The sequence below is a fragment of the Zunongwangia sp. genome (assembly GCF_048269745.1).
Lineage (GTDB): Bacteria > Bacteroidota > Bacteroidia > Flavobacteriales > Flavobacteriaceae > Zunongwangia.
This window is the reverse complement of record NZ_JBLXIB010000022.1, coordinates 1-21,315: the sequence shown is the minus strand read 5'-3', so window position 1 is coordinate 21,315 and position 21,315 is coordinate 1. Positions and strand designations below refer to the sequence as shown.

Here is a 21,315-nt window from a genome sequence, read left to right as displayed (position 1 = left end):
CGGTAATTTGTGTTGCTTTTTTAGTCAGTCCGTTATTCAGCAATTTTAGTTCATTGCAACAACCAATTAAGAATATTGAAAAAAGTAAAATTAGAATTCTATTCATTCTGTTTTAATTGTGCCCAACGGGTTTGTATAACAATCAGTTGCGGATTGATTGAAAACTAAGATAGCCAAAATTCCGGACTTTTATGCTCGAGCGGTTGTGTCCGCAGGACACAAAGCCGCAATTGTTGTTATACGGTGTTAGCACTTGTTTTTCTGTTTAATACTTTAATTCCAAGAGTTATTAAGACAACTAATAATGCTATAAAAAATAAACTTGTTGAAATGCTTTTTATAACTGAGAATACATTAGTTGTATAAACTGCAATCCCTTTCAATTCGGGATAGTTTTTAAGCATTGTGATAATTCCAATATTTTCCAAATAATCTGTAATTCCGGCAATTATCGGTATTACGCAGATATAAATATATGGGGAATTTAATTTTTTCAATTTTTTCAAGAAATATCCCAAAATCAAACAGTAAGAAAGTCCGAATAGTAGTGGATAAATCATATCAACAGGTATTTGACGGGTTAGATATGTCAAACGTCCATTTTCTCCAAGCGAAGTGAATAATTTACTTACATAATTCAAATCATATCCTGTGGGCATCATATCCAATAATTTCATTCCGTTGGAGAATTCCATTGTTTTAGGAATTGTAACGGTCAGCATAAAGGTGTAAACAAGATTGGTCAAGATAAAAAGTCCTAAAACCTTTTTTCCTGAAACATTCTTTTCTATGAATTTTATCAATCGCTTCATTTTTTTCTCAAATAAGTGCTAACGATTTTGAGTATGGTCAGTTGCAGTTTGATTTTCAATGTTTTATCTGCTTAAAATAAAGATAGCCAAAAACATTGAATATCGATTAAGTATTTAGCCGCAATTGGCTATACGCGTTGTTAGCGATTGTTTAACTATTCATTTATAGGTGTATTTGCTTTTGAATTTCTAATTAAGATAGCATACTGAAAAAAATCTGTAGTTTTTAAGTTATCTTTTTCTGGAGACCAATTTTGATTGATGAAATTAGTCTTCATTGTTATCAGTTTTTTACTATTGAAATATGGAGAATTTTTTTTATTCAAATTAAATAGTGTTATATTTTCTTTTGTACTAGCTTTTTTTAAATCGTTAATTCCCTTTACTAATACTATCGGACCATCCATATTTAAAAAGCTAATTTTCTCAGACTTTGTTGTAGGAATTTTTTCGTTTTTTGGTAAATAAACTTCACTATCAATATTTAGGCATACAATACTCTTAACTTTAAAATTATTAGATTTTAATCTTTCAGCGAAGGATTTAGTATTGTTTTTTATAGTTTCTTGGGAAACATGAAAAAGGCCAAAATAGCCGTAGAATTGCTCATTTTCAATTTTCTTTTTCTTAATGAATTTTTTGAAATTCATAATCATAGCAGAGTCTCTAGAAATTGGTGTTTTTTTTCCAAAAGTTTTATCTACCCCGAGAATCTTTAACTTTAAAGAGTCAGGCAATTTTTGGTTATAATCATAAATTTCAGACCATTTATCAAAAAGTTCTCTACTTGATTGTTGAGGGATATTAATGTTAATAGCTAAAATAATTTTTTTCAAGAGTATTGAATCTTTTTCTTTTTTATTCAAGAAATTATTTAAAAGTTCAGCTCTTATACTATCTATTTCTGCTATATAATTACGTAGTCCTATTTTTTTATTTAAATGTATAAGTATATTTTTATCAATCTTTTGAGTTACAGCATAGCCATGATTTTCTCCTAATAGAATAATATCACTTTTGTAGGTGTTTTTATCAAAAAGATCTTTTTGTAGATAAGCTTTACTGTCTAGAATTTTTTTATTTTGATTTAGATATTCAACAAATTCAGCATCAGGTTCTCCTATAAAAGACTGATTCTTTTTGTAGATTATTAAACTTGATATAATAATAAAAACACCAATTATAGCGATGATTATTAAGATCCATTTAAATACTTTTTTCATTTAGGTGTAGTTTTGTCATAATAATCGCTAACGGCAAATTGTATGAGTAGTCGCACATTGCGTGATACTTTCCTATCAAACCGCTACGTAGTTTGAGCGGGCTACAAACCTTGAAATTTAGCACATAGCCTGCCATTACTTATACAAAATGTTGGGCGTTCGTATTTTTTTCAATTTTCATAACAACACTTCTGCTAAAAAATATTTTTGGTCGTTCACAAACGATAAACCCTTTGTTTGCCATCCTGTTTATTATACTTTCAAACATTTTTTTTGAAACGTGTATTTTTTGTTCCTAAATTAAAATCTTTGTTTCTGGCTTAACAACTTCTTTTAGCGATTGAATGATATCGTCTATATATTTCATTTCGTGGAAAGAGTAAAATGCAAGTATAAAATTCACTCTTGCCTAAAAATCAAGGCTTTGTGGTGGATTGTTGAAAATTTGGACTTGTTATTTCAAGCTGCTGTTTTTCAACTTTTGTTCCAATATTTCAAGCATTCCTTCCTGCACATCAATTGCTATGACTTTTCCTTTCCCGTTAAGTAATTTTGCCATTTCAAGAGCAAAATAACCTGTTCCACATCCTAAATCAAGAACTGTCCTACCTTGCCGAATATATTTTTTCAGTATTTTTTTCGGATTTTGCAATAATCTGCGAAATCGGCTTTCCAACGCATTTACGTTTTCTAATGAGTGCAGGTGTGTGTTATTTAAGCTCTCCATCAGAAATCTTATTTTTCACTTTAGTACCTAAAAAAAGTAAAACGATTATCACAGAGATTGCAATAGTATCTGTGATTAAAAGTTTCGCCCAGTTACTGTCGTTTATAATCGTAAATGTTGCAATAGTAATCCAACGCAGTGTCAAAATCGCAATTATTACCCTCGCTGCAAATTTTACTTTTGTAAGATTTTTGTGAAATGCCATAACAAGTAGAGCTATTCCCAAAATGAGATTTTCAACACCGATTATATGCCATACATAAGTAAATGTTGTTTTTATACTGCTTTCTATTTCAACATTCTCTAAGACAGGCAAAACTGTTACTGTTCCGTTCAATGTGTGGGTAACTGCAAATAATATGCAGAGAAGTCCTACTATCAAATAAAAGTAATTCTTTATCATAAACTTGTTTTTTCAGTGGGTTCGCAATATGACGCCCAACGGTCTCGGCTATGAACAGTTGCGTGGGTTAGCACAGACTTTTGCAAGTACACGACAAGCTGAAAATTCCACAGGAATTTTCAAAATAAGCCTGTAATAGCAATTGTTTATAGCCAATGTTGTACATAGTGCTTTATTTTAATTGTTTAATTAGTCTCATAATAATCGATTCTAAATATTCATCGATTGTAAAATCTTTAGGTCTATACCATTCATTGAAGGACTCAAGATTTTCCTTTTCAGCTTCAATAGCTTTTTGATATTCGTTTGTTTTTTTAAAGGCTGTAAATTGTTTTCTCTTCAGTCTGTTTAACTGTTTGTACTTCAAGTCAAGTTCAGTTATCACAGTTCCGTTTTTTATTTCGAATACTAAATAATCTTCCCAATGAATATCAGTCCAATCGTTTTTAGTTACTTCGATAATTTCCCCGTAAGGAATTACTTGAACATTAGAATAGAAGTCCATTAGAACTCTATTCTGATTCGGGAAGTAGTTTTCAAAAATTGATTTATTTACCAAATCTGGCGGATAGTCAGAACCATATTCAGATTCTTGTTCCACCTCAATTTCCACGTCTATTAGATATAGTTTTTTGTCAACTATTTCATAGGTCATTATGAATACAGAATAGTTTCCTGTAGTAATGACAGCTTCTTCTGGTGGTTGAAAATTGTTCAGCCCAAAATATTTAAAAGCTGGACTATAACCACTCCATTCATATTCCTTTCCATTGTAAATTAAAATGTCAGGGATTTGTGGTGTGGCAAATATCTTTAATCCAATTATTAATAATATAAATGTCAGTAGGTTTTTCATTTTCGGCATTATGTACAACGGATTTGTATAACAATCAGTCGCGGTTTGGTTAGAAACTAAGATAGCTAAAATTCCCGACTTTTATGCTTACACGGCTGTGTCCGCAGGACACAAAGCCGCAATTGTTGTTATACATCTTAAGTTTGATTCTCATTAATTCTATAGTATAAATCAGAAAGAACAAAGAGAGAATTAAGGTTAAGATATACGTGGAAGCGTTAGACTTCGTCAACATTGATAATCCCCTCTCTTGAACTACTTCAATCACGTTCAGTTCTATAAGGCTTTAGACCTTGATTTAAGTTGTTGTGATTAAGGTAGTATGCTCTTTCATAAATCAGTTCTTATGAATAAATATAAAGAAACTTTTGGAGTTGACATCAGTAAGGATGTCTTTGATGTTTATAGTAGTGTTTGTGGTTATTCTCAATTTAAGAATGACACTTCCGGTTTTAAACTATTTCTAAAATCATTATCTCAAGATAGCCTTGTAGTGATGGAAGCTACGGGATATTACCATTATCGGCTTGCTCAGTTTCTTTACAAAAATGGTATTGCGGTATCAGTAGTAAACCCGCTATCGGTCAAGCGCTTTATCCAGATGAAACTGGCTAAGGTAAAGACCGACAAAAGCGATTCTAAAGCTATTTGCAATTATGCTCTATGCAATGAAGTCCTATTGTACAATGCCCTTAAGGATTTACAGGCAGAATGCCTGCAGCTCTTCAGACTCATGGATAGTTATCTAAAGAAGCGTACGGCTACCAAGAATAAACTTCACGGAGGAGAGTCTTTGGGTATTCCCTCTAAGTATGTTTACAGATCATTAAAGCGTGATCTCAAATACTTAAACAAAGAGGTAAAAGGGATCGAAGATCGTCTGCTAGAGCTTGTAAAACAGGAGCAGCAACAGCAACTAAGTTTACTTACCAGTATCCCTGGAATAGGAATCAAGACTGCTTTGTTTTTAGTGGTGATTACCGATGGCTTCTCTAAATTTGAGAAAGCATCACAATTATGCAGTTATGTAGGAATCACTCCAACGATACGGGAATCTGGAAATAGTGTTCGAGGGAGAAGTCGGATTAGTAAAGTGGGTAACAAGAAGCTCAGGAACCTTTTGTTTTTATGTGCATTCAATGCATGCAAGCATAATAAGGGCTGCATGGAGATCTATGAACGAATAATAGCTAAGGGCAAGAGCAAGAAACTTGCTTTGATCGCCGTGGCCAATAAGCTTTTAAAACAAGCCTTTGCTATTACTAAATCAGGTTTACCCTACGATGAAAACTATGTGTCTGTTTTAGCAAAAGGATAGCGCAATAAAAAACAAAAAATGAAACAGTTAAGATCTGATGATACAGATGTTAGCATGGATCATTTATGTCTCAAATTTAATGTAGAAAAAAGTTGGTTTTTACCTCAGTTCTTTGTTGTAAAACGTTTTTTATTTACGATTAACTTTTTTATTCTTTGTTGTCCACTTTTTAATTTTATCATTTAAAGTTGGATAGCCTAATCCGCCTAAGATCATTCCTATTGGCATTCCAATTATGGTTCTCCAGAATTCTTTTGGATTTCTTCTATAATCCGGCAAATAAGCCCAATATAAGAATCCAGCGAATAAAATAACAAGAATGGATATAATTATAATTTCAGTCATTTTTTTAATTTTTCCGTTTGTAATTGCGTTTCCATTCCTTAAATCCAACTACATCGTCTCTAACTTCTTTTATCCAAGTTTTTCCTTTTGTCGAATTTAAATGTTCAAATACTATTTTATTGTAAGCAATTATTATGTCATTTTCTGGACCAGAACAACCAAATTCATAAAAATAAATTCCATATTCTTTTTCAAACTCTGGGTCTGTTGCAATTATTGTTGGAGCAATTCCGCCCGTTAATAACAAAAAGGGATTTCCGCTTTTAATATCCAATTCAGCCATTTTTTCAGCCTCTTTTTCTTCTGTAATAAAGATCAACTTTTTAGCACCGGAACTATTTAGTTGTTCATCGCTTAATTCTCCAATTCTTGAGAATTCAATAGTTTCCTCTTCGTTTGTTTGAGCATTCAAAGTAAAAGTCAAAATTCCGATAAATAGCGTTATTATGGATTTCATACGTTTCTTTTAAATGTTTTACAACGGTTACGGTTACCGCAAGTTACGGGAATAAGAATGCGGACTTGTCGGTTTAGTTATTTTCTTTCTTGGTTTCTAAAATTAACCTTTTTCCACAAATGCTCGTTATTTGCGGTGAACCGATGTTGGCAATAGTTAATTACTAGAAATGATCAATTTCCAGTTTTTAGGAAAATCCTTGCTTTCCCAACACGCTTCAATTTCTTGGGGAGTTGTTAATTCGTTACTTTTAAGATAGACAGCGGCGATAAAATTGTCATATCTCTCATCACCTTTGTAATTAATAGAATCAGTTCTAATTTCATCTATATATTTCTCAATATCATTTTCCTTTTCTGATTTGATATATTTATATTCTATCGCAGTTTTTAATTCTGGAATTAAAATGTCAGGTTTATAATATTTAAATTTTTGAATAAAAGATGCCTGATTTTTTTTTCTAACTTTTGGAAAATAGAGACCAATTATCCATTTCACAGGATTGTAGACCTGTTCTTCTCTTTGAATATCAGTCACTTTCATTTTTTTCAAAATATGATTTGTATTACTTAAAATACTATGAACTTTCAAAAGTGCATCTTCAATTCTTTTCTTTGTAGAAAAATCGTTATAAGGATTTAAATGAATATAGAAGTCATTTATTATTTTGAGCTCTGTTTCACTTTCAGGATGATATATAGCTTCGTCCAATAAATCTAATTCATTTTTGATTTTATCTTCAAACTCTCTTTGGAATGTTTCGTAGCTATGATTTAAACTTTTAGCTTCAAAATAACTTAGGATTAAGTAGTAAAGGTCTTTAATTCTAAATTTTAACCAGTCCTCAGTATAACCTGGATATTCTTCATAGTAATCTTTTGAATAATTTTGATTCATCCAATGTTGATAAAACTCATGTTGAATTAAAGAGGTTGTTTTTTTAATTTTCTCAATTATAAATTCTGTTTCTATTTTTGTCATTCTTATTAATTATTGCCAACGGTCTTGTGTAAGCATCAGTAACGGGAAAGTACGCGAGTACTTTACGCTGACGCACCTAATTTAGCAAAACGAGTTGAATTTCCGATTAGGAAATTCAGCCGTTATTGCGCTTACACGTTGTTGTGGCTAGTTTTTTATTTTTTATATATTCAGTTATGTCAGTCAATTTATATTTCAATTCTATTACTGGTGTCAAATTTTTCATTACGTGCGGAAGATAGCAATCGCATATTATTTCAAGACTTTCACATTTTATTACGAAATTTTCTAGATTGAATGAGTTGTCACACTCCTCGTAATATTCTAATGCCACTTCATAGGTGTTTTCATCAAGTCCAGACTCTTTATCCAGCATCATTTTTTTAGTTCAGTTTTTTGTTTTTCAAACTTTAAGTCTTTTTGTTCGAATACTAAATTTTTAAAGGCTCCACTAGTATCTACAATATCAGATAAGGTTAATGATTCTCCAGTTTTAAGAGAGTAATTGAAATAGTCAGTCCAATAGGTGCAATAAGCACCACAACCTTCTGCACTTACGCTCAAAGACAAAATTCCATTTCTATTATAGCTCACATTAAAATCAACAAAAATTATTTGGTCTTCAGCCCATTTTAAGAGAGTTGAATCAATAGATTCATTTGGGTATTCATTATGAGTAAATTTATTCTTTAAGTCAAAATTTATAAGAGAATCAATTTCCGTTTTTCCTGAATTGATTATCGGAAAGTTCATTTTGTCCGATTGCAATTCTTTAAACCTTTCGCTTGCTTTTAAATTAAGCGTGTCAATTTTTGCACTTTGTCCGAAAGCGATAAATCCAATGAAAATTAAGAATATTGATAAGGTTTTGTTCATTTTTCAAATTAGCCACAACGGTTTGGCTATGGTTTCGTTGCGTGAAAATCCGTGAGGATTTTCCGCCGTAAACCGAAGATGGCAAATTTGCGAGGAATTTTCGAGAGGAAATTCCGCCGCTATGAACTATAGCCGGTGTTGTAAGCAGTTTTTATTTATAAAATTCGTATTCGTATCTAAAAGTCAATGTATTATTCCCGTTAACTTTCTCAATTTTTTTCGGTAATGAGTTTTCATAGAAAAAAGTCAGTATGGTTGTTCCATTTCTGTCCTCTATTGTTTTGGTTTTTATAAAACTATTTTCATCATATTCAAAATATTCCGACTTAGTGTAATATTTGGTTTCGATTATCTGATTCTTATCATTAAACTTGAATGATGAAATCGTTTCTAAATTTCTCGGATTAAAATTCTCAATTCTATTTCCATTGGAATCTGTTTTATATGCAGAATAATCCTCCTCGCTTAGTTTAATCCCATTGAAATAACTGATTTTTTTTGTTCCGCCAATTTTTTCTTTTGGGTTGTAGAAATATTTGAATTCAGAATATAGTCCATCATTATTGTATCTTAATTCCCTATCGAACGATTTGTCGTCATTTTTGAATATTACACTATTTAATTCCCATTCCTTATTTTCATTGAAGTCAGAATATATAGTGATGCTTTCGTCTTTTAATTCAATAGTTCTTTTAGTCGGAATTGAATCTCCAATTTCATACTCTGTTCTGTATGGTCCGTTATGTTTATATTCGTAGCCATATTTAAAATCTCCATTTGGTGTAAAAAATGAAAGTTTAGTTAGTCTATTATGTTTGTCAAACTCAAATTTAGTCTTGCTAATAACTTTATTTGACTTATCTGTTGCCTCAATAACATTTCCATTTTTGTCAAAATGTAAATCCGTAACAATTTCTTTTTCCTCGTAAAACTTAATTCTCTTGATGCTATTTTCAGTAGCTATCTTTTTGAAAGATTCATTACTGTTCCTTTCATTATCAGGGACATTTAATGAAATGACAAAATTTTGTCTGGATTCAGATTGTCCGAAACAAAAATTTGAAATTAAAATAATTAAGATTAAATACTTTTTCATTGATTTGGTCAAATTGCTTACAACGGTTAGTATATGAAAAGTAGGCGATTTTGAAGCACTAAACTTTCGGTTAAGCAGAAAGTTTGATACGAGCCAGAAGCTTTGAATTTATTGCTATTTCGCCTATTTTTTATATACATTGTTACCTACCGTTTTTTTAATCGTTCTATATAATTTTCTAATACTCTCGTCACTATCAAATTGTAGTTCTAGCAATATTTTATTACTCAAAACTTTATTTTCATAGAGTAATTCAACAATATCAATTCTGTGTAAACCACAATTCATTTTGCTATACATTGCCTCTAAAGGTTCTTTACATTCTGTTAAGCTATTAGATTTATAAATGTCTAATATTCCGCTTATTAATGAATGTATAAAATCAAAATTATTAGACCTGTCAATTACTTCTTTTAATAATTCAAAATCTCCTTTTTGATAATTGCTTACCAATAGTGGCAAATAATCACAAGGATTTTTCACTTCTTTTATTTTCTTGATAGCTAAATCACGTATTTTTTTGTCTTTAAAGAAAGTTAAAGATTCAACTGCATATTCAACTAATCTAGTTTTTCTTGGGTTTTTTCTTTGTGCAATTTTAAATAAAATCTGATAGTCGTATGGGAACTTCCTTTTCGCAAAAAATCTCAAGTAGTTTTCCTTTTCTTTATTTTTCCTAGATTTAACAAATTCTTTCGCCAGTTTTAAGACTTCTTCTTCACTTAAGTCATTGGCTCTTGTTTTTGAAATATACCTGAATTTGTCGGCTTGTATTTTTTCTTTAATTATTTCGTAACTAAACTTAATGGGTTTTACTTTTCTATATGGTTTAAACCTATTCTGAATAATTGATTCATAGTAAGCTTTTATAGATTCATTTTTCTTGGATTTTTCTTTAAGAATTTCATAAACGTCTATTGATTTATTCTTTTTCTGAAACTCATCAATTTTCCAACTATCTTCATAATCATCTTTATCATTAGTCAAGCGTTCGCCAACTATTTCAGCGACTTTTAAAACTCCATCAATACCTCCGATTTCCATTAATTGTTCTTGACCACAAAAATCAAAACCATCTAATCCGTTTTTTTCAAACCTCTTTTTAATAATTTCAAGTGCACTTGTGTTTCCATCTTTGTATATAAGAACTGCTATGTCAAGTAATTGATACAACCCCCAATCATCTTCTTTAGTTTCGATAATTTTATCAAATACCTTTGAGGTTATTTTGTCTTTAGCTTTAGACTTCTTTATTAAACCATAAATGTACTTTGAACGACTTCCTTCAGATTGTGGGTCATATGCAAAGTTTTGAACAGCACCTTTTATAATTTCTCTTGAAAAATCTATTTCAGGATATTTTTTTTGAATTATATATGTTTCTCCAGTCCCTAATTTTAGAGAGTGTAAAAATCGTTTTCTTATTTCTTGGATTTCGTTCATTCAAATGGTAGGTAACGGCTTCGGCTATGAGTAGTTGCGTGGGTTTGCACTTAACTTTGCAAATACACACCAAACTGAAAATCCGCAAGGATTTTCAGAAGTAGGCGAAAACAAGCAATTACTTATAGCCATTGTTGGGCATAGTTATTTTTTAATAATATTAATTAAAATTTGGCATACATCTTTTACATCTCTATAATAATTCACCATATCTCTATAGGTAATACTATCTTGATTGCCGTGAGATATATTATTTCGATTAGATATAACGGAATTCAATGAACTTTTTTGCTGGTCAGTAACTCTTTGCTCGAATTCTGAACTCCAATTACTGTCAAATTCAGATAATAGTCCATTTTACCTCTTATAATCTAAATTCGTAATATACTTTGTCCTCTTAACAATATAATTGTTTACGGGTTGAGGCGAAGTACCATCACAAAAATGTGCAATCAAAATCCTAACAACATTTTCTAAATATCCAGAAGTTCTGACGCATAAATATCTCGTAAGATGTGCTTTGTTTATTTCGCCTTCTTGAATTTGAGAAACCTCGTTATAAAGACTATCTAATTGTCTTTCGTAAATCCCTATCTTATAAAAACTCATTATTCTACATCTTTAAATGCTTCAATCGCTATTGCTATTCGAGTTTCTACGTTTTTTTCATCAGAAGTTCCACCTTGGACTGCTGATATATACTCAGGATTTTCAACTAATTTATAGTAGTTGTCAACAAACTTTTTCCTATTTTCTATTGGGTCATTTTTCAAGCGTTCTGCAACTGCTATGGCTATTGAATCAAAAGCTCCAAGATTTAAGTTCCTTTTAATTCTAAAAGGTTTTGCTCCTATAGTTCTGAATATAAAATCGAATGTTGTTATAAATAATTCTGTTAACTCCTCTTCACTTGTAATTTCCAAGTGTTGATTTTTAGACATATAAGAGTTTAGAAACCCTTTTAATGGTTTTTGGTAATTTTCTCTATCATAAAATAATGAGAAGAATCTTAAGATAAGTTCTTCTTCTTTTAATCTTATATCAGGTTTTTTGCCAAAAATAGCTCTCCAAGAATGTGTTTGAACAAGTTTGTTGAGTAGTTCGTTAAATTCTCCATAGTAAATACAAGCCCTAATTTCTTGAGGCTTCAAATCTCTTCCACCAGAATTAAGTCTTTCAAAAATTTGATATACACTACTTTCATCCTCATCTGGCTCGTCTTGTCTAACGATGGTTGCGTGAATAATTGAATCATCTAAACGAATTCTATCAGGTGTTTTCAAAGTACTATAAGTTCTACCAAGCAAATCTTCTTGTACGTTTTGAAGTTTAAAAGGTGTACTTTGGAAATAGCCAGTATAGAAATAATATAGACTCATAAGTCTTTGCTGTCCGTCAACAACTAATAATCTATTACTTCCTTTTTCTTTTGATAAAAATATCCCTGGAACAGGCAAGCCTAAAATTAAAGACTCAATAAATTTCGATGCTTCATTAATATTCCAAACAAACTGTCTTTGAAAAGGTGGTATAAAAATTACTTTGTCTTTAATTCTTTTCATTAGGCTATCTACAGGATAATCAGCTCCGTAGCTAGTTATGACATATCTAAAGTCAATATGTTCAGTTTCATCATCGAAATTGAAAAGTAATGGCTGTTCAAGATTTATATCATTCATTTATTAATTGTCGTTTTTTCTATAATTATGCCCAACGGTTTTGTGTATGGCTCGTTGCGGAAAATCATAGCTGATTTTCCGCCGTAACCTAAAGATAGTGAATTGCAATGAATTCCGATTAGGAATTCAGCCGCAATGAGCTATACACGGTGTTGTACGCAGTATTTTATATTCGTTTACCTTTTTTATCATACTTTTTGGTACGTCTCAAAACACCCTTTTTATTATAAATTCTAATCTCACTGATTATTCCATTTGAGTGATAGAGTTTTAGTTTGCCAACTGGTTGTCCATTTTTAAAATTCCCTTCCATTCTTAAAGTTCCATCATTATAATAGTCACTTTTTAGTCCCTCACAAATTTCTTCACAACAACAGTAACCAGAAAAACTTGGGTGGGAAACTGGCTCATAACATACCTGTATTTTTTTCGTATATAGAGTGTCAATATTACCCCCTTTTTTTAAATTTGTAATTTGTGAAATTCCGTCAAATTCTGCTATAACCAGATATTCTCCAATTTCTGGCAATATCATAGTTCCAATAGAATCTGAAATTTTAAAGTACTTTTTTCCAGATTTTTCAAGATGGTATAATAAACTGTATTCCACTTTTTCTGAACACGGACTTTTTATCATTAGGTTGTATTTAATTTCTTGACCAAATGACTTGATTGAAAATATAATTATGAACAGTAGTTTTAACTTCAAGGTCAGTTTTTTTTATATTGCGTACAACGGTTTGCGGTTATCGCAAGTTGCGGGAGTAAGGACGCGGACTTGTAGGCTTAACCATTTTTTTCTTGGTTACTAAAATTACACTTTTTCTACAATACCCGTAATTTGAGATGAACCGCTGTTGTGTTTAGTTTTTATTTTTCAAAACGCAGATTTACAAAAACTTAAATATGCGTAATCTTAAAATAAATTTGTTCTTGCAGCATATAAGTCAAAACCACCTTTCCCGCCTGACCTATTTGATGAAAAAACTAGCATCGAACCATCAAACTCTTCGAATGGGACAAAAATCGGACGATACTCATCGTACTCAGAATTTATTTTATCCCCTAAATTCTGTGGCTGAGACCACTCTCCATTTAAATATCTAGAGAAATACAAATCGAAGCCACCATACCCCCCCTCTCTATCTGATGTGAATATCATAATATTCCCTGAAACGAATGGGCATTTATCATTTTTGTTACTTGACAAAACAGCATTTTTAATAATATCGTGTGTAGTTGAAGCAAGGTAACCGGGATTAATTTCTTCTTCAACAAATGTTGTTTCATAAAAATTAAACACATCCATATCTCTATTACTACAGAATATAAGGCTTTCATTACTATTGAATATGCAAGGATAATAATCATCATACTCCGAATTTATAGAAGCAAAAGATTCTGGAGTATTTATGATTTCCTGGGCGTTATATGTTCCAAAATCAGATTTCTTTGACGACGCATATTTAATATCAAAATTTCCTGATTCATTATTGGCATAGAAGAAATATTCATAAGCCTCTTCTCCAAAATGATAAAATGGACCATATTCATTAAAATCTGTATTTATTGTTTCTATGACTTTATTTGCGTAGCTGTTAGAGTTATCATCACCTATAACATCTGAGATATTTAGTATATCATCTTTTGAATGATACGAAATTTCAATGCTTCTATATATTATATCAAAATTGCTTCCAGAACTTTTCCTATTTGTCGAAAAATAAATTCCATGTCTGACTCCGGGATAAGGCAAATTTGAATTATAATCATCAAAAGGTGAATTAAGATTTTCCAAATTCACAGGTAGTTCAGTTACAATTGTCTCGTAAGTAAAATCATAATCATCGTTATCGCAACCAGTCGATATGATTATAAAAAAGAGAAGAATTATTTTTAGTGTCTTCATAATATCGGGTCCTTTAAATAGATTTTCTTTATTCAATGTTTCAGCTACGACTCTTGCGAAAAATTAAACACAACGGATTTGTGTATGGCTCGTTGCGGGAAATCTTCGCGGATTTCCCGCCGTAACCGAAAGATAGCAAATTGCAATGAATTCCGATTAGGAATTCAGCCGCAATGAGCTATACACGGTGTTGGGCATAGTTTTTTATTCGTAATACATTTTGAATTTCTCAAAAGTTTCTTGTCCAGGAATATTTAGTGTCATTTGATAATATCCGTCTTCTTTTGATAAAATCTGATAAATATATTTATCTCCTTTTACACTAGAATTTGATCGTGTCTCATTGTTACTTTCCATAAACACTAATTCGAATTCTGTTTCGTTAATCCAATTATAAGTTAGATTTGAAGTTGTATTATCAGAAAATGAGTCCGTCCATTTTCCTTTTTCCATTTTTACTCGTGTTGTATCTCCAGCATTTTCGAAATAATAAAATTCCTTGAGTTGCTTTTTCGATATTTCGGGTTTTGGTTTTTCCGTTATTCTTGTCACTGCTTCTTTTGGCGGTTCCAATCGCTCCAATAAATTCCGAAATTCGACACAGTTCCTTTGAAGTCTATAATAAACTTGTTTTCCAATTTTTTCAGCTTGTGATTGCTCAAATTTTGCTAAATATGGATAAAGTTGCTTTTCGTATAATGTGTTTATTTTCAGTGTATCGTTTTTAATTTCTAAATTTTTCAGGTAACCACACATTTCATAAGAAACAGAATCAATTTCTGTCATCGTCTGTGAAAAAGTAATATTGGAAATTCCAATCAATAATATTATCAGTATTTTTTTCATTTTGTTCAAATTATGCCCAACGTCTGGTATAAAAATAGTGGCGTGTTTTAAGCATTTAATTTTGTAGGTAAAAACCAGATAGAAAATCCTTGCGGATTTTCGTAAGTAGTCAAGAACAAGCCATTAATTTTATACGGTGTTGTAAAACGTTTTTTATTTATTCAATTCGGATTAATTGCTTTTCAACAGGTTTTGAATTCCCGTACTTTTCATTGAATTTCTTGACCATATTTTCGTAATTGTCAATTAGGTCAACTTTAATTTTATTTTCATTTTTTGTTGCGTCTGAAACTGCTCCGACTATACCAGTATTCGCAACATCATTTTTATCGATATTCCAATTAAAAGTCAAATCTCCAATATAATATATTGTGTTGGGTTCTAAATCTACAGTTAAATAATTGTCAGGAATATTTTTTCGATATTCATTGTATTGAAGTAGGGAGATAAAATGTTTTCCTTTTGGTAATTTCATAAATACATATCCGTCTTTTTCAACCCAAACAGCGTTTTTTCCCCATAATCTTTCATCCCAAAGAAAATTCCACTTTGTATTTATATATTCTCCATTATTTTTTATAAACGCACGAGCAATAATAATAGCTTCATCATTCTCGATTTCCGTAGTTTTCAGTTGTCCGCTTGCACAACCAATTAGCAATCCTAAAAAAGGAATTATTAAATATTTTAATCTTCTTTTCATTTTTTGTCTAAATGTTTTACAACGGTCTTGTATAACAATCAGTTGCGGATTGGTTTGAACTAAGATAGCTAAAATTACCGAATTTTATGCTTGCGCGGTTGTGTCCGCAGGACACAAAGCCGCAATTGTTGTTATACGTTGTTGGCAACAGTTTTTTTTATTTCTATATTTATATCTATTAAAGTTAATTATTTTCTATGACTGAAGATAAAAATTTAAAAGGTAACTTAGAGTATTTAGATAATGTATTATCCTATTTCATAAATACCGCTCAATATTATCAAGCTCACTTAGACGATATATCTCAAAACGTTTTTGATTTAAAATTAAATAAAATAGATAAACCTAAGCCTGTCAATACTTTTGAAGATTTGTTTTCAAATTATTTTTCACCTGATAATAAAGATGCGCTTTTTTATAAAGTCAGAGCAGCAATAAAACATTTAGTAGATAATGGTTATATTATTCTTGAAAAGAACGATAATATCAAACTGACCTACAAAGGGATTATTAAATACTCCTAAGGTTTTGTCAAAACATACGAAAGACAACAAACCGACGAGAAGCGCCTAAAAAGCGTCGAGGATACACAGATTCGTCAAAATCGTTGGATAATTGTTCTGACTTCGATAATTGCGTTTGGAACTCTTGTAGCCGCTGTTTACTATGTTTTCGATATTTACTGTAGAATTTAATAACATCTATTAATAAAAAAGTTGCTAAGACTACTTGAATAGTTAATGCTATTAACATAAAACCAAATACTATATAAATCATATTTTTTAAAATTAATTAATTATGTCAACTGATAATTTAGATTCTTTATGTCAAGAATATATTTCTAAAGCTTTAAAAGAAAGGGTATCTATCCAACAGAGAATTGACGATAAGTATTTAGAAATCAAAAATGAAGAAAATTTCAAGAACATTTTAAAGTCAGAATTTTCTGAAGAAATTGATAATTTTAAAATGAAATACAGATACAATTTTGTTGGTATAATTAATCCTAAAACTAACGAATTAGTCGGAATTGATGCAGAGTGCTCAGATAAAGCTGAAGAATTATCCGTCTACTTAGAAAATTATATAGATAAAATTATTGACTAAGTTTTACTCCGCCTAATTCTTCGAACAATTCTTGCGCAAAAGAATGTTCTAATTTATATTCTAAATTAATATCAATTGGTAAATCGTTTGCTTGAATAAAACTGCTTAGGTTTTTTACCATATTTCTTGCAATCTTGCATTGCATTTTTAAGTGTAATAAAGAGCTTCTTCTTTCTAGAAGTTGATTTTCTTCAGTTGTCATTTTGTTTTAAATTGTTGCCAACGGTCTCGAGTATGGCCAGTTGCGGTTATTTATTCAAGTTTTGTCCGCTAAAAATAAATATAGCTAAAAACAACGAATATCGATTAAGTATTTAGACACAATTGGCTATACGCATTGTTGCCAACCGTTATTTATTTCAATTCAAGTTTGTCAATTCTATTTCCGACTGTAAAATTTTTCATTTCATTTTCAAGATTATCAAACTCTACTTTTTTTACTTTCTTTACAATTTCTCCGTTTTGTAATAAAAATATTTCATCGCAAGTATCTGCTAGAGTCGAAAATATGTGAGAAGAAATTATAATTGTTTTTCCTAATTCTTTAAATCTGTTTATAATTTCTGTTATCAATAAATTACTTTGTATATCAACACCATTAAATGGCTCATCCAGAATAAATATATCGTTTTGTTGTAAAAGAATAGCAGTTAAAGCCAATTTCTTTTTCATTCCAGTAGAGTAGGTTGAAGCATATTGGTTTAATGGTAAATCAAATATATTTTTATCCTCAATATTTGATAATTTGAGTTGTCTTGCATTTGCAAGTAATCGAATGTATTCTTTTCCAGTAATTTTTGAAAAAAAGAATAGTTCTGTTAATAAGAGTCCTAAATGGTCTTTAAGTTTTTTAAAATCTGATTTTATAATTCCGTTGTAACTTTCAAGTCCCGAAATACATTTAAATAGTGTCGTTTTTCCAGCTCCATTTTCGCCAACAATTCCATATACCTTCCCTTTCCCAAACTCTAAGTTTATAGTATTTAGAACTTGGTTCTTACCATAAGATTTTGACAGATTTTCAATTTTAATCATTTAAAACCGTATTTAATTTTTTGATAGATTGGGAATAAAAAAGAGGAGTGAATATCAAAAGTATTGGCGGAAATATAAAACTTGTAGCAATTAAAATCCCTTGTGAGATATTCATTTGATTAGGGAAAGACGAATATTTTGCAAAAATAATTGTTGCTAAATAAACATAACATAAAAGAAGAAAAACAATTAAAATATTTATCCGGTTAGAAAACATAATGCCTAAAGTAATTATAATCGGCAAACTTAAAAATGAAAAATTTATTAAACACGTTTTCGTTTTTACTAATAAAAATTCTTTTGATGATAAATTATAGTTCCACACAAAATATTCATTTTCAGTTTTTGAATAATAGGAAAAACAAATTAGTCCGATTAATAACATTGAGAATACGCCAAGATTAAAATTTCCAACTGATACTGAAATATAAGTTAAGAAATAAGCTATTGGGAAAATATAATACGTTTTTCTAAATCCAACCGTAAATTCAAAAGGTTTCCTACTGAATGGTGTTGGAATGGTGGTATTTAGATTTGGGCTGAAATTGACTAGGCTTATTATAATCACAAATAAATTTAATATTGCAGAAAACGAAAATTGGTATTTACAAATTAAAAAAAGAGTAAAAGGTAAACAATAGATAAGATTTTCTACAGCTCGTAATTTTCTGTATTTATTTATGTTAAATATTGATTTGAGAAAATCGTTTCTTTTAGGTTCACTTAATTTTGAAACAAAACTTATTGCAAATAGTCCATAAAAATAACTAGCAAATTCTGTTTTATTAAATAAGTAGTTAGACAACAAAATAAAAACAAGTGGTAAAAGTATATATCCAATCAAAAGTGGGATTCCAAAATCAATCATTTTCCTATTTATCATTTTAATTTGAAGCTGGAAATATTCTTTCATTCTCAATTTTGAATTAATGGTTGGCAACGAGTTTGTATATGAAAAGTAGGCGATTTCGAAACACCAAACTTTCGGCTAAGTAAGAACTTTGATGCGAGCCAAAAGTCTTGATTTTACTACTGTACCGCCTATTTTTTATATACGTTGTTGTAAGCTGGCCTTTATTTATTTACTGTCTTTATAAGTTCTGAATAATGTAGTTCATCTTCTTTTATAAGAGAATGTAAGTCTGACACCGCATTTTCGATGTCGCACATCAAATCGCTATTTCTCATCATCCTTTCAATGTTGTTTGCGTGACTGAAATAATGAAAAACTTTTAATAGTCTTTTAGATTTTTCTGCTCCCCATAGTTTTTCAGCTCTTTGATCTACAGAATTATTATGGTTACCTGGAATCCGAGCATATGTGTAAAGTTCAATAAAACGTCTTACAGCATTAGGAATACCCATTAAGGCATTGTAATCTTTATTTTCATCATTTTCAAAATTGTATATAAGTTCAAATAAATAATGATATTCTGAAGAATAATTCTGAATCGCTTTAGGTAGTTTTTCTAAAGTAGATTTTTCTGCATCAATTCTCCTAACATAGTAATAAAATTTGTTCGATCCACTTGGTTTTGGCAATTCTCTAAGTAAGCCGAAAAAATCAAAATTATGAGTTGAAATAAAAAGCTGATTACAGTTTAGTTTTGTCTGACTACTTTCGTTATCGGGATCTTTTTTTGATATAAAAAACTCTTTTATTAGAGCGTTAACTTGAAATATGTGATTACTATCTAGGCTTGAGATAGGATCATCAATGTAAACGATTATATTTTCAAGCTCAGCGCTTTCTAGTAATTTGGTTAAAAAAAATGAAAATGCAATAGCAGTTTTTTCGCCTTCACTAAGATTTACTGCTTTTGAATCTTTTCGTTGCAGTCGAAATAATTCTACACCTTCTTCTTTTTTAACAACAACTTGAATTTCGTTTCTACCTAAAAATTTCTCGATAAATTCATTTAATTTCTCTTTTCCTTTATGAGCTTTACTAATTTGAGATTCTAATTCTACAATCGACTTTTCTAATTGAGCCTCGATATCTAAGAAGTACTCAGATCGGTTTTTATATAATTTAATTTTCTGTTCTTTTTTTGAAAGACTAATTTTCTCAATATAGTCTGCTGCATAATATTCTTTGATAGTATTTTGAGCCTCAGCTTTAGCCTCATCAAAATCTTTTGTTATAATATTATTTTTTGAAATAAGATCATTGCAGCTACTAACGGCTTCCTTTAAAAAAGTGTTGTTTATATTAATTTGAGAATAATCATCAATAGGACTAAAGGGGTTCTTTATTTTCTGTTTTATTATTTTCGATAAATTGGAATATTGAGAATTTAAATTCGTGATCTCTTTTTCTAACTCTTTTTTTTTCTCTTTAAAATCAGCTCTCAAAGATGGATAAAATTGTTCAGCTTTTATCTCCGGAATTGACTTTTTCTTGGTTTCAATTTTATCTAGTAGGATTTTTAATTCCTGTTTATGATTACTTAAATCCTTTGAAAAATGTGCCTTTAATGCTCTTAGTCTATAATTTTCAATTTTATTTCCACAAAATTCGCAGCTGTTATTTTCTGAATGAAAATCTAAACCTTCTTCTACCCAAGATGCAATTTCGGGGTTTTCGATAAAATGTTTAATGGTAGAAGAGAACTCTGGAACCTTTTTCAACTGAGTTTTTGCTTCTTCAAGCATCTCTTTTAAATCATAATTTAATTCAAAATTATCTATGTTTGGTAGTTTGTTTTCTTCTGAAATCGTTGCAGTCTTTAATGTTTTTTGAAATTCAGTTTCGCTTAATAGATATGATTCGTGATCTGATTTTACTTTTTCAAAAATTGGCTTTAAATGTGTTCTGGTAAAAGCCTGAACTATTTGAAGTGAATCTTTAATTTTGGAAGCAGCTGTAGTTAGACCATCTAAAATAGATTTCTCAATTGCGGAAGATTCTTTTATCAAATTTCTTTCAATACGCTTAACCTTTTCAATCTTTTTAAGCTCAATTTTCAATTGTTCTTGAGCTAACTTAGTGTCTTCTCCTAGAAGTAGTACTGGATTAAAATTTCCACCTTCTAAATGGATGTTATCACGTATAAAATCTGAATTAAAAACCTTTATTTTTAAATGTTGGAGATCATTCTGTGTTAGTTTATGACCATTGTAATCCTCAATTTCAAATTCACAATTTTCATAATCGGAGTTTAATTTGTTCAGCTCAAAACACTGAAATATACGGGAGATTGTTGTTTTACCTGAATAGTTCCAGCCATAGATTATATTTATTTTATCAAATTCTTGAATATCTCCACTTCTTCGGTAATCATTAAAAACTCCGAATTTTTTAATTTGATTTATTCTTTTAATCATCTATGTATTTTTTGGTGGCTTGCTTACAACGGTTTCGAGTATGGACAGTTGCGTGGTTGATTAGCCAGGTTTTGTCCGCTTAAAATAAATATAGCTAAAAACATCGAATATCGATTAAGTATTTAGCCGCAATTGACCATACGCGTTGTTGTGCAACATATTTTATTCAGGA

25 protein-coding genes and 1 pseudogene are annotated in these 21,315 nt (G+C 30.2%); 3 read left to right on the top strand and 23 right to left on the bottom strand.

What is annotated here, in order from left to right:
* Nucleotides 1-236: 236 nt before the first annotated feature.
* The 5 genes from ACN0WI_RS16035 to ACN0WI_RS16015 all read right to left on the bottom strand — a co-directional run bounded on the left by ACN0WI_RS16035 (nt 237) and on the right by ACN0WI_RS16015 (nt 4,021).
* On the bottom strand, nt 237-812 hold the full coding sequence (locus ACN0WI_RS16035) for a hypothetical protein (protein ID WP_417888063.1): 576 nt from the start codon (nt 810-812) through the stop codon (nt 237-239).
* 155 nt (nt 813-967) lie between these two features.
* Nucleotides 968-2,035 (bottom strand): hypothetical protein, encoded by a 1,068-nt coding sequence (locus ACN0WI_RS16030; RefSeq protein ID WP_417888062.1) that lies wholly within the window; start codon nt 2,033-2,035, stop codon nt 968-970.
* Nucleotides 2,036-2,489: 454 nt separating this feature from the next.
* Nucleotides 2,490-2,762 (bottom strand): class I SAM-dependent methyltransferase, encoded by a 273-nt coding sequence (locus tag ACN0WI_RS16025; protein WP_417888061.1) that lies wholly within the window; start codon nt 2,760-2,762, stop codon nt 2,490-2,492.
* Complete coding sequence (locus ACN0WI_RS16020; protein WP_417888060.1) at nt 2,746-3,165, bottom strand: hypothetical protein; 420 nt, start codon at nt 3,163-3,165, stop codon at nt 2,746-2,748. Before ACN0WI_RS16020 ends, ACN0WI_RS16025 begins: the two co-directional genes overlap by 17 nt.
* 172 nt (nt 3,166-3,337) lie before the next feature.
* Nucleotides 3,338-4,021 carry a hypothetical protein gene (locus ACN0WI_RS16015; protein WP_417888059.1) on the bottom strand — a complete coding sequence of 228 codons (684 nt, stop codon included), beginning with the start codon at nt 4,019-4,021 and terminating at the stop codon, nt 3,338-3,340.
* A 346-nt stretch (nt 4,022-4,367) separates the two neighbouring features.
* Here ACN0WI_RS16015 and ACN0WI_RS16010 point away from each other — a divergent pair, with 346 nt between their 5' ends.
* Nucleotides 4,368-5,339, top strand: a complete 972-nt coding sequence (locus ACN0WI_RS16010) for an IS110 family transposase (protein WP_417888058.1) — start codon at nt 4,368-4,370, stop codon at nt 5,337-5,339.
* Nucleotides 5,340-5,468: 129 nt separating this feature from the next.
* Here ACN0WI_RS16010 and ACN0WI_RS16005 read toward each other — a convergent pair whose 3' ends face one another.
* From ACN0WI_RS16005 to ACN0WI_RS15945, 13 genes and pseudogenes are all read right to left on the bottom strand, one after another.
* On the bottom strand, nt 5,469-5,684 hold the full coding sequence (locus ACN0WI_RS16005; RefSeq protein ID WP_417888057.1) for a hypothetical protein: 216 nt from the start codon (nt 5,682-5,684) through the stop codon (nt 5,469-5,471).
* 4 nt (nt 5,685-5,688) lie between these two features.
* Nucleotides 5,689-6,141 (bottom strand): hypothetical protein, encoded by a 453-nt coding sequence (locus tag ACN0WI_RS16000; protein ID WP_417888056.1) that lies wholly within the window; start codon nt 6,139-6,141, stop codon nt 5,689-5,691.
* Between the two features lie 156 nt (nt 6,142-6,297).
* Complete coding sequence (locus ACN0WI_RS15995; RefSeq protein WP_417888055.1) at nt 6,298-7,122, bottom strand: hypothetical protein; 825 nt, start codon at nt 7,120-7,122, stop codon at nt 6,298-6,300.
* A gap of 375 nt (nt 7,123-7,497) precedes the next feature.
* Nucleotides 7,498-7,998, bottom strand: coding sequence for a hypothetical protein (locus ACN0WI_RS15990; RefSeq protein ID WP_417888054.1), 501 nt, complete (start codon nt 7,996-7,998; stop codon nt 7,498-7,500).
* A 151-nt stretch (nt 7,999-8,149) separates the two neighbouring features.
* Nucleotides 8,150-9,094, bottom strand: a complete 945-nt coding sequence (locus tag ACN0WI_RS15985) for a hypothetical protein (protein ID WP_417888053.1) — start codon at nt 9,092-9,094, stop codon at nt 8,150-8,152.
* Between the two features lie 123 nt (nt 9,095-9,217).
* Nucleotides 9,218-10,537 (bottom strand): hypothetical protein, encoded by a 1,320-nt coding sequence (locus tag ACN0WI_RS15980; protein ID WP_417888052.1) that lies wholly within the window; start codon nt 10,535-10,537, stop codon nt 9,218-9,220.
* Nucleotides 10,538-10,681: 144 nt separating this feature from the next.
* A pseudogene (locus ACN0WI_RS15975) lies at nt 10,682-10,876 on the bottom strand (HEPN domain-containing protein); the annotation flags it as partial.
* An 18-nt stretch (nt 10,877-10,894) separates the two neighbouring features.
* A complete protein-coding gene (locus tag ACN0WI_RS15970; RefSeq protein WP_417888051.1) occupies nt 10,895-11,146 on the bottom strand; it encodes a hypothetical protein in 252 nt (83 codons plus the stop codon).
* Nucleotides 11,146-12,216: a DUF262 domain-containing protein gene (locus tag ACN0WI_RS15965; RefSeq protein ID WP_417888050.1), complete on the bottom strand. Its 1,071-nt coding sequence runs from the start codon at nt 12,214-12,216 to the stop codon at nt 11,146-11,148. Before ACN0WI_RS15965 ends, ACN0WI_RS15970 begins: the two co-directional genes overlap by 1 nt.
* Before the next feature lie 166 nt (nt 12,217-12,382).
* On the bottom strand, nt 12,383-12,925 hold the full coding sequence (locus tag ACN0WI_RS15960; RefSeq protein ID WP_417888049.1) for a hypothetical protein: 543 nt from the start codon (nt 12,923-12,925) through the stop codon (nt 12,383-12,385).
* A gap of 207 nt (nt 12,926-13,132) precedes the next feature.
* Nucleotides 13,133-14,161, bottom strand: a complete 1,029-nt coding sequence (locus tag ACN0WI_RS15955; RefSeq protein WP_417888048.1) for a hypothetical protein — start codon at nt 14,159-14,161, stop codon at nt 13,133-13,135.
* 168 nt (nt 14,162-14,329) lie between these two features.
* On the bottom strand, nt 14,330-14,971 hold the full coding sequence (locus ACN0WI_RS15950) for a hypothetical protein (protein ID WP_417888047.1): 642 nt from the start codon (nt 14,969-14,971) through the stop codon (nt 14,330-14,332).
* Nucleotides 14,972-15,128: 157 nt separating this feature from the next.
* A complete protein-coding gene (locus ACN0WI_RS15945; RefSeq protein ID WP_417888046.1) occupies nt 15,129-15,674 on the bottom strand; it encodes a hypothetical protein in 546 nt (181 codons plus the stop codon).
* 197 nt (nt 15,675-15,871) lie between these two features.
* Between ACN0WI_RS15945 and ACN0WI_RS15940 the strand changes: the two genes are divergently transcribed.
* A complete protein-coding gene (locus ACN0WI_RS15940) occupies nt 15,872-16,198 on the top strand; it encodes a hypothetical protein (RefSeq protein WP_417888045.1) in 327 nt (108 codons plus the stop codon).
* A 7-nt stretch (nt 16,199-16,205) separates the two neighbouring features.
* On the opposite strand, the gene ACN0WI_RS15935 is transcribed toward ACN0WI_RS15940, so the two are convergent.
* Complete coding sequence (locus tag ACN0WI_RS15935) at nt 16,206-16,451, bottom strand: hypothetical protein (RefSeq protein WP_417888044.1); 246 nt, start codon at nt 16,449-16,451, stop codon at nt 16,206-16,208.
* 21 nt (nt 16,452-16,472) lie between these two features.
* On the opposite strand from ACN0WI_RS15935, the gene ACN0WI_RS15930 reads away from it, so the two are divergent.
* Nucleotides 16,473-16,781: a hypothetical protein gene (locus tag ACN0WI_RS15930; protein WP_417888043.1), complete on the top strand. Its 309-nt coding sequence runs from the start codon at nt 16,473-16,475 to the stop codon at nt 16,779-16,781.
* On the opposite strand, the gene ACN0WI_RS15925 is transcribed toward ACN0WI_RS15930, so the two are convergent.
* From ACN0WI_RS15925 to ACN0WI_RS15910, 4 genes are all read right to left on the bottom strand, one after another.
* Nucleotides 16,771-16,983 (bottom strand): hypothetical protein, encoded by a 213-nt coding sequence (locus ACN0WI_RS15925; RefSeq protein WP_417888042.1) that lies wholly within the window; start codon nt 16,981-16,983, stop codon nt 16,771-16,773. The genes ACN0WI_RS15930 and ACN0WI_RS15925 overlap by 11 nt on opposite strands.
* A 152-nt stretch (nt 16,984-17,135) precedes the next feature.
* Complete coding sequence (locus tag ACN0WI_RS15920; RefSeq protein ID WP_417888041.1) at nt 17,136-17,816, bottom strand: ATP-binding cassette domain-containing protein; 681 nt, start codon at nt 17,814-17,816, stop codon at nt 17,136-17,138.
* A complete protein-coding gene (locus ACN0WI_RS15915) occupies nt 17,809-18,729 on the bottom strand; it encodes an ABC transporter permease (RefSeq protein ID WP_417888040.1) in 921 nt (306 codons plus the stop codon). Before ACN0WI_RS15915 ends, ACN0WI_RS15920 begins: the two co-directional genes overlap by 8 nt.
* Before the next feature lie 161 nt (nt 18,730-18,890).
* Nucleotides 18,891-21,143, bottom strand: a complete 2,253-nt coding sequence (locus tag ACN0WI_RS15910; protein ID WP_417888039.1) for an AAA family ATPase — start codon at nt 21,141-21,143, stop codon at nt 18,891-18,893.
* Nucleotides 21,144-21,315: the final 172 nt, after the last annotated feature.

Bases quoted from the DNA above. Each gene is read 5' to 3' on its own strand.
- ACN0WI_RS15940 (WP_417888045.1), top strand. From the start codon at position 15,872: ATGACTGAAGATAAAAATTTAAAAGGTAACTTAGAGTATTTAGATAAT.
- ACN0WI_RS16015 (WP_417888059.1), bottom strand. From the start codon at position 4,021: ATGAAAAACCTACTGACATTTATATTATTAATAATTGGATTAAAGATA.
- ACN0WI_RS16010 (WP_417888058.1), top strand. From the start codon at position 4,368: ATGAATAAATATAAAGAAACTTTTGGAGTTGACATCAGTAAGGATGTC.
- ACN0WI_RS15995 (WP_417888055.1), bottom strand. From the start codon at position 7,122: ATGACAAAAATAGAAACAGAATTTATAATTGAGAAAATTAAAAAAACA.
- ACN0WI_RS15910 (WP_417888039.1), bottom strand. From the start codon at position 21,143: ATGATTAAAAGAATAAATCAAATTAAAAAATTCGGAGTTTTTAATGAT.
- ACN0WI_RS15990 (WP_417888054.1), bottom strand. From the start codon at position 7,998: ATGAACAAAACCTTATCAATATTCTTAATTTTCATTGGATTTATCGCT.
- ACN0WI_RS15915 (WP_417888040.1), bottom strand. From the start codon at position 18,729: ATGAAAGAATATTTCCAGCTTCAAATTAAAATGATAAATAGGAAAATG.
- ACN0WI_RS16020 (WP_417888060.1), bottom strand. From the start codon at position 3,165: ATGATAAAGAATTACTTTTATTTGATAGTAGGACTTCTCTGCATATTA.
- ACN0WI_RS15985 (WP_417888053.1), bottom strand. From the start codon at position 9,094: ATGAAAAAGTATTTAATCTTAATTATTTTAATTTCAAATTTTTGTTTC.
- ACN0WI_RS15920 (WP_417888041.1), bottom strand. From the start codon at position 17,816: ATGATTAAAATTGAAAATCTGTCAAAATCTTATGGTAAGAACCAAGTT.
- ACN0WI_RS15965 (WP_417888050.1), bottom strand. From the start codon at position 12,216: ATGAATGATATAAATCTTGAACAGCCATTACTTTTCAATTTCGATGAT.
- ACN0WI_RS15950 (WP_417888047.1), bottom strand. From the start codon at position 14,971: ATGAAAAAAATACTGATAATATTATTGATTGGAATTTCCAATATTACT.
- ACN0WI_RS15925 (WP_417888042.1), bottom strand. From the start codon at position 16,983: ATGACAACTGAAGAAAATCAACTTCTAGAAAGAAGAAGCTCTTTATTA.
- ACN0WI_RS16025 (WP_417888061.1), bottom strand. From the start codon at position 2,762: ATGGAGAGCTTAAATAACACACACCTGCACTCATTAGAAAACGTAAAT.
- ACN0WI_RS15945 (WP_417888046.1), bottom strand. From the start codon at position 15,674: ATGAAAAGAAGATTAAAATATTTAATAATTCCTTTTTTAGGATTGCTA.
- ACN0WI_RS16005 (WP_417888057.1), bottom strand. From the start codon at position 5,684: ATGACTGAAATTATAATTATATCCATTCTTGTTATTTTATTCGCTGGA.
- ACN0WI_RS15980 (WP_417888052.1), bottom strand. From the start codon at position 10,537: ATGAACGAAATCCAAGAAATAAGAAAACGATTTTTACACTCTCTAAAA.
- ACN0WI_RS16035 (WP_417888063.1), bottom strand. From the start codon at position 812: ATGAAGCGATTGATAAAATTCATAGAAAAGAATGTTTCAGGAAAAAAG.
- ACN0WI_RS15970 (WP_417888051.1), bottom strand. From the start codon at position 11,146: ATGAGTTTTTATAAGATAGGGATTTACGAAAGACAATTAGATAGTCTT.
- ACN0WI_RS15930 (WP_417888043.1), top strand. From the start codon at position 16,473: ATGTCAACTGATAATTTAGATTCTTTATGTCAAGAATATATTTCTAAA.
- ACN0WI_RS16030 (WP_417888062.1), bottom strand. From the start codon at position 2,035: ATGAAAAAAGTATTTAAATGGATCTTAATAATCATCGCTATAATTGGT.
- ACN0WI_RS16000 (WP_417888056.1), bottom strand. From the start codon at position 6,141: ATGAAATCCATAATAACGCTATTTATCGGAATTTTGACTTTTACTTTG.
- ACN0WI_RS15935 (WP_417888044.1), bottom strand. From the start codon at position 16,451: ATGATTTATATAGTATTTGGTTTTATGTTAATAGCATTAACTATTCAA.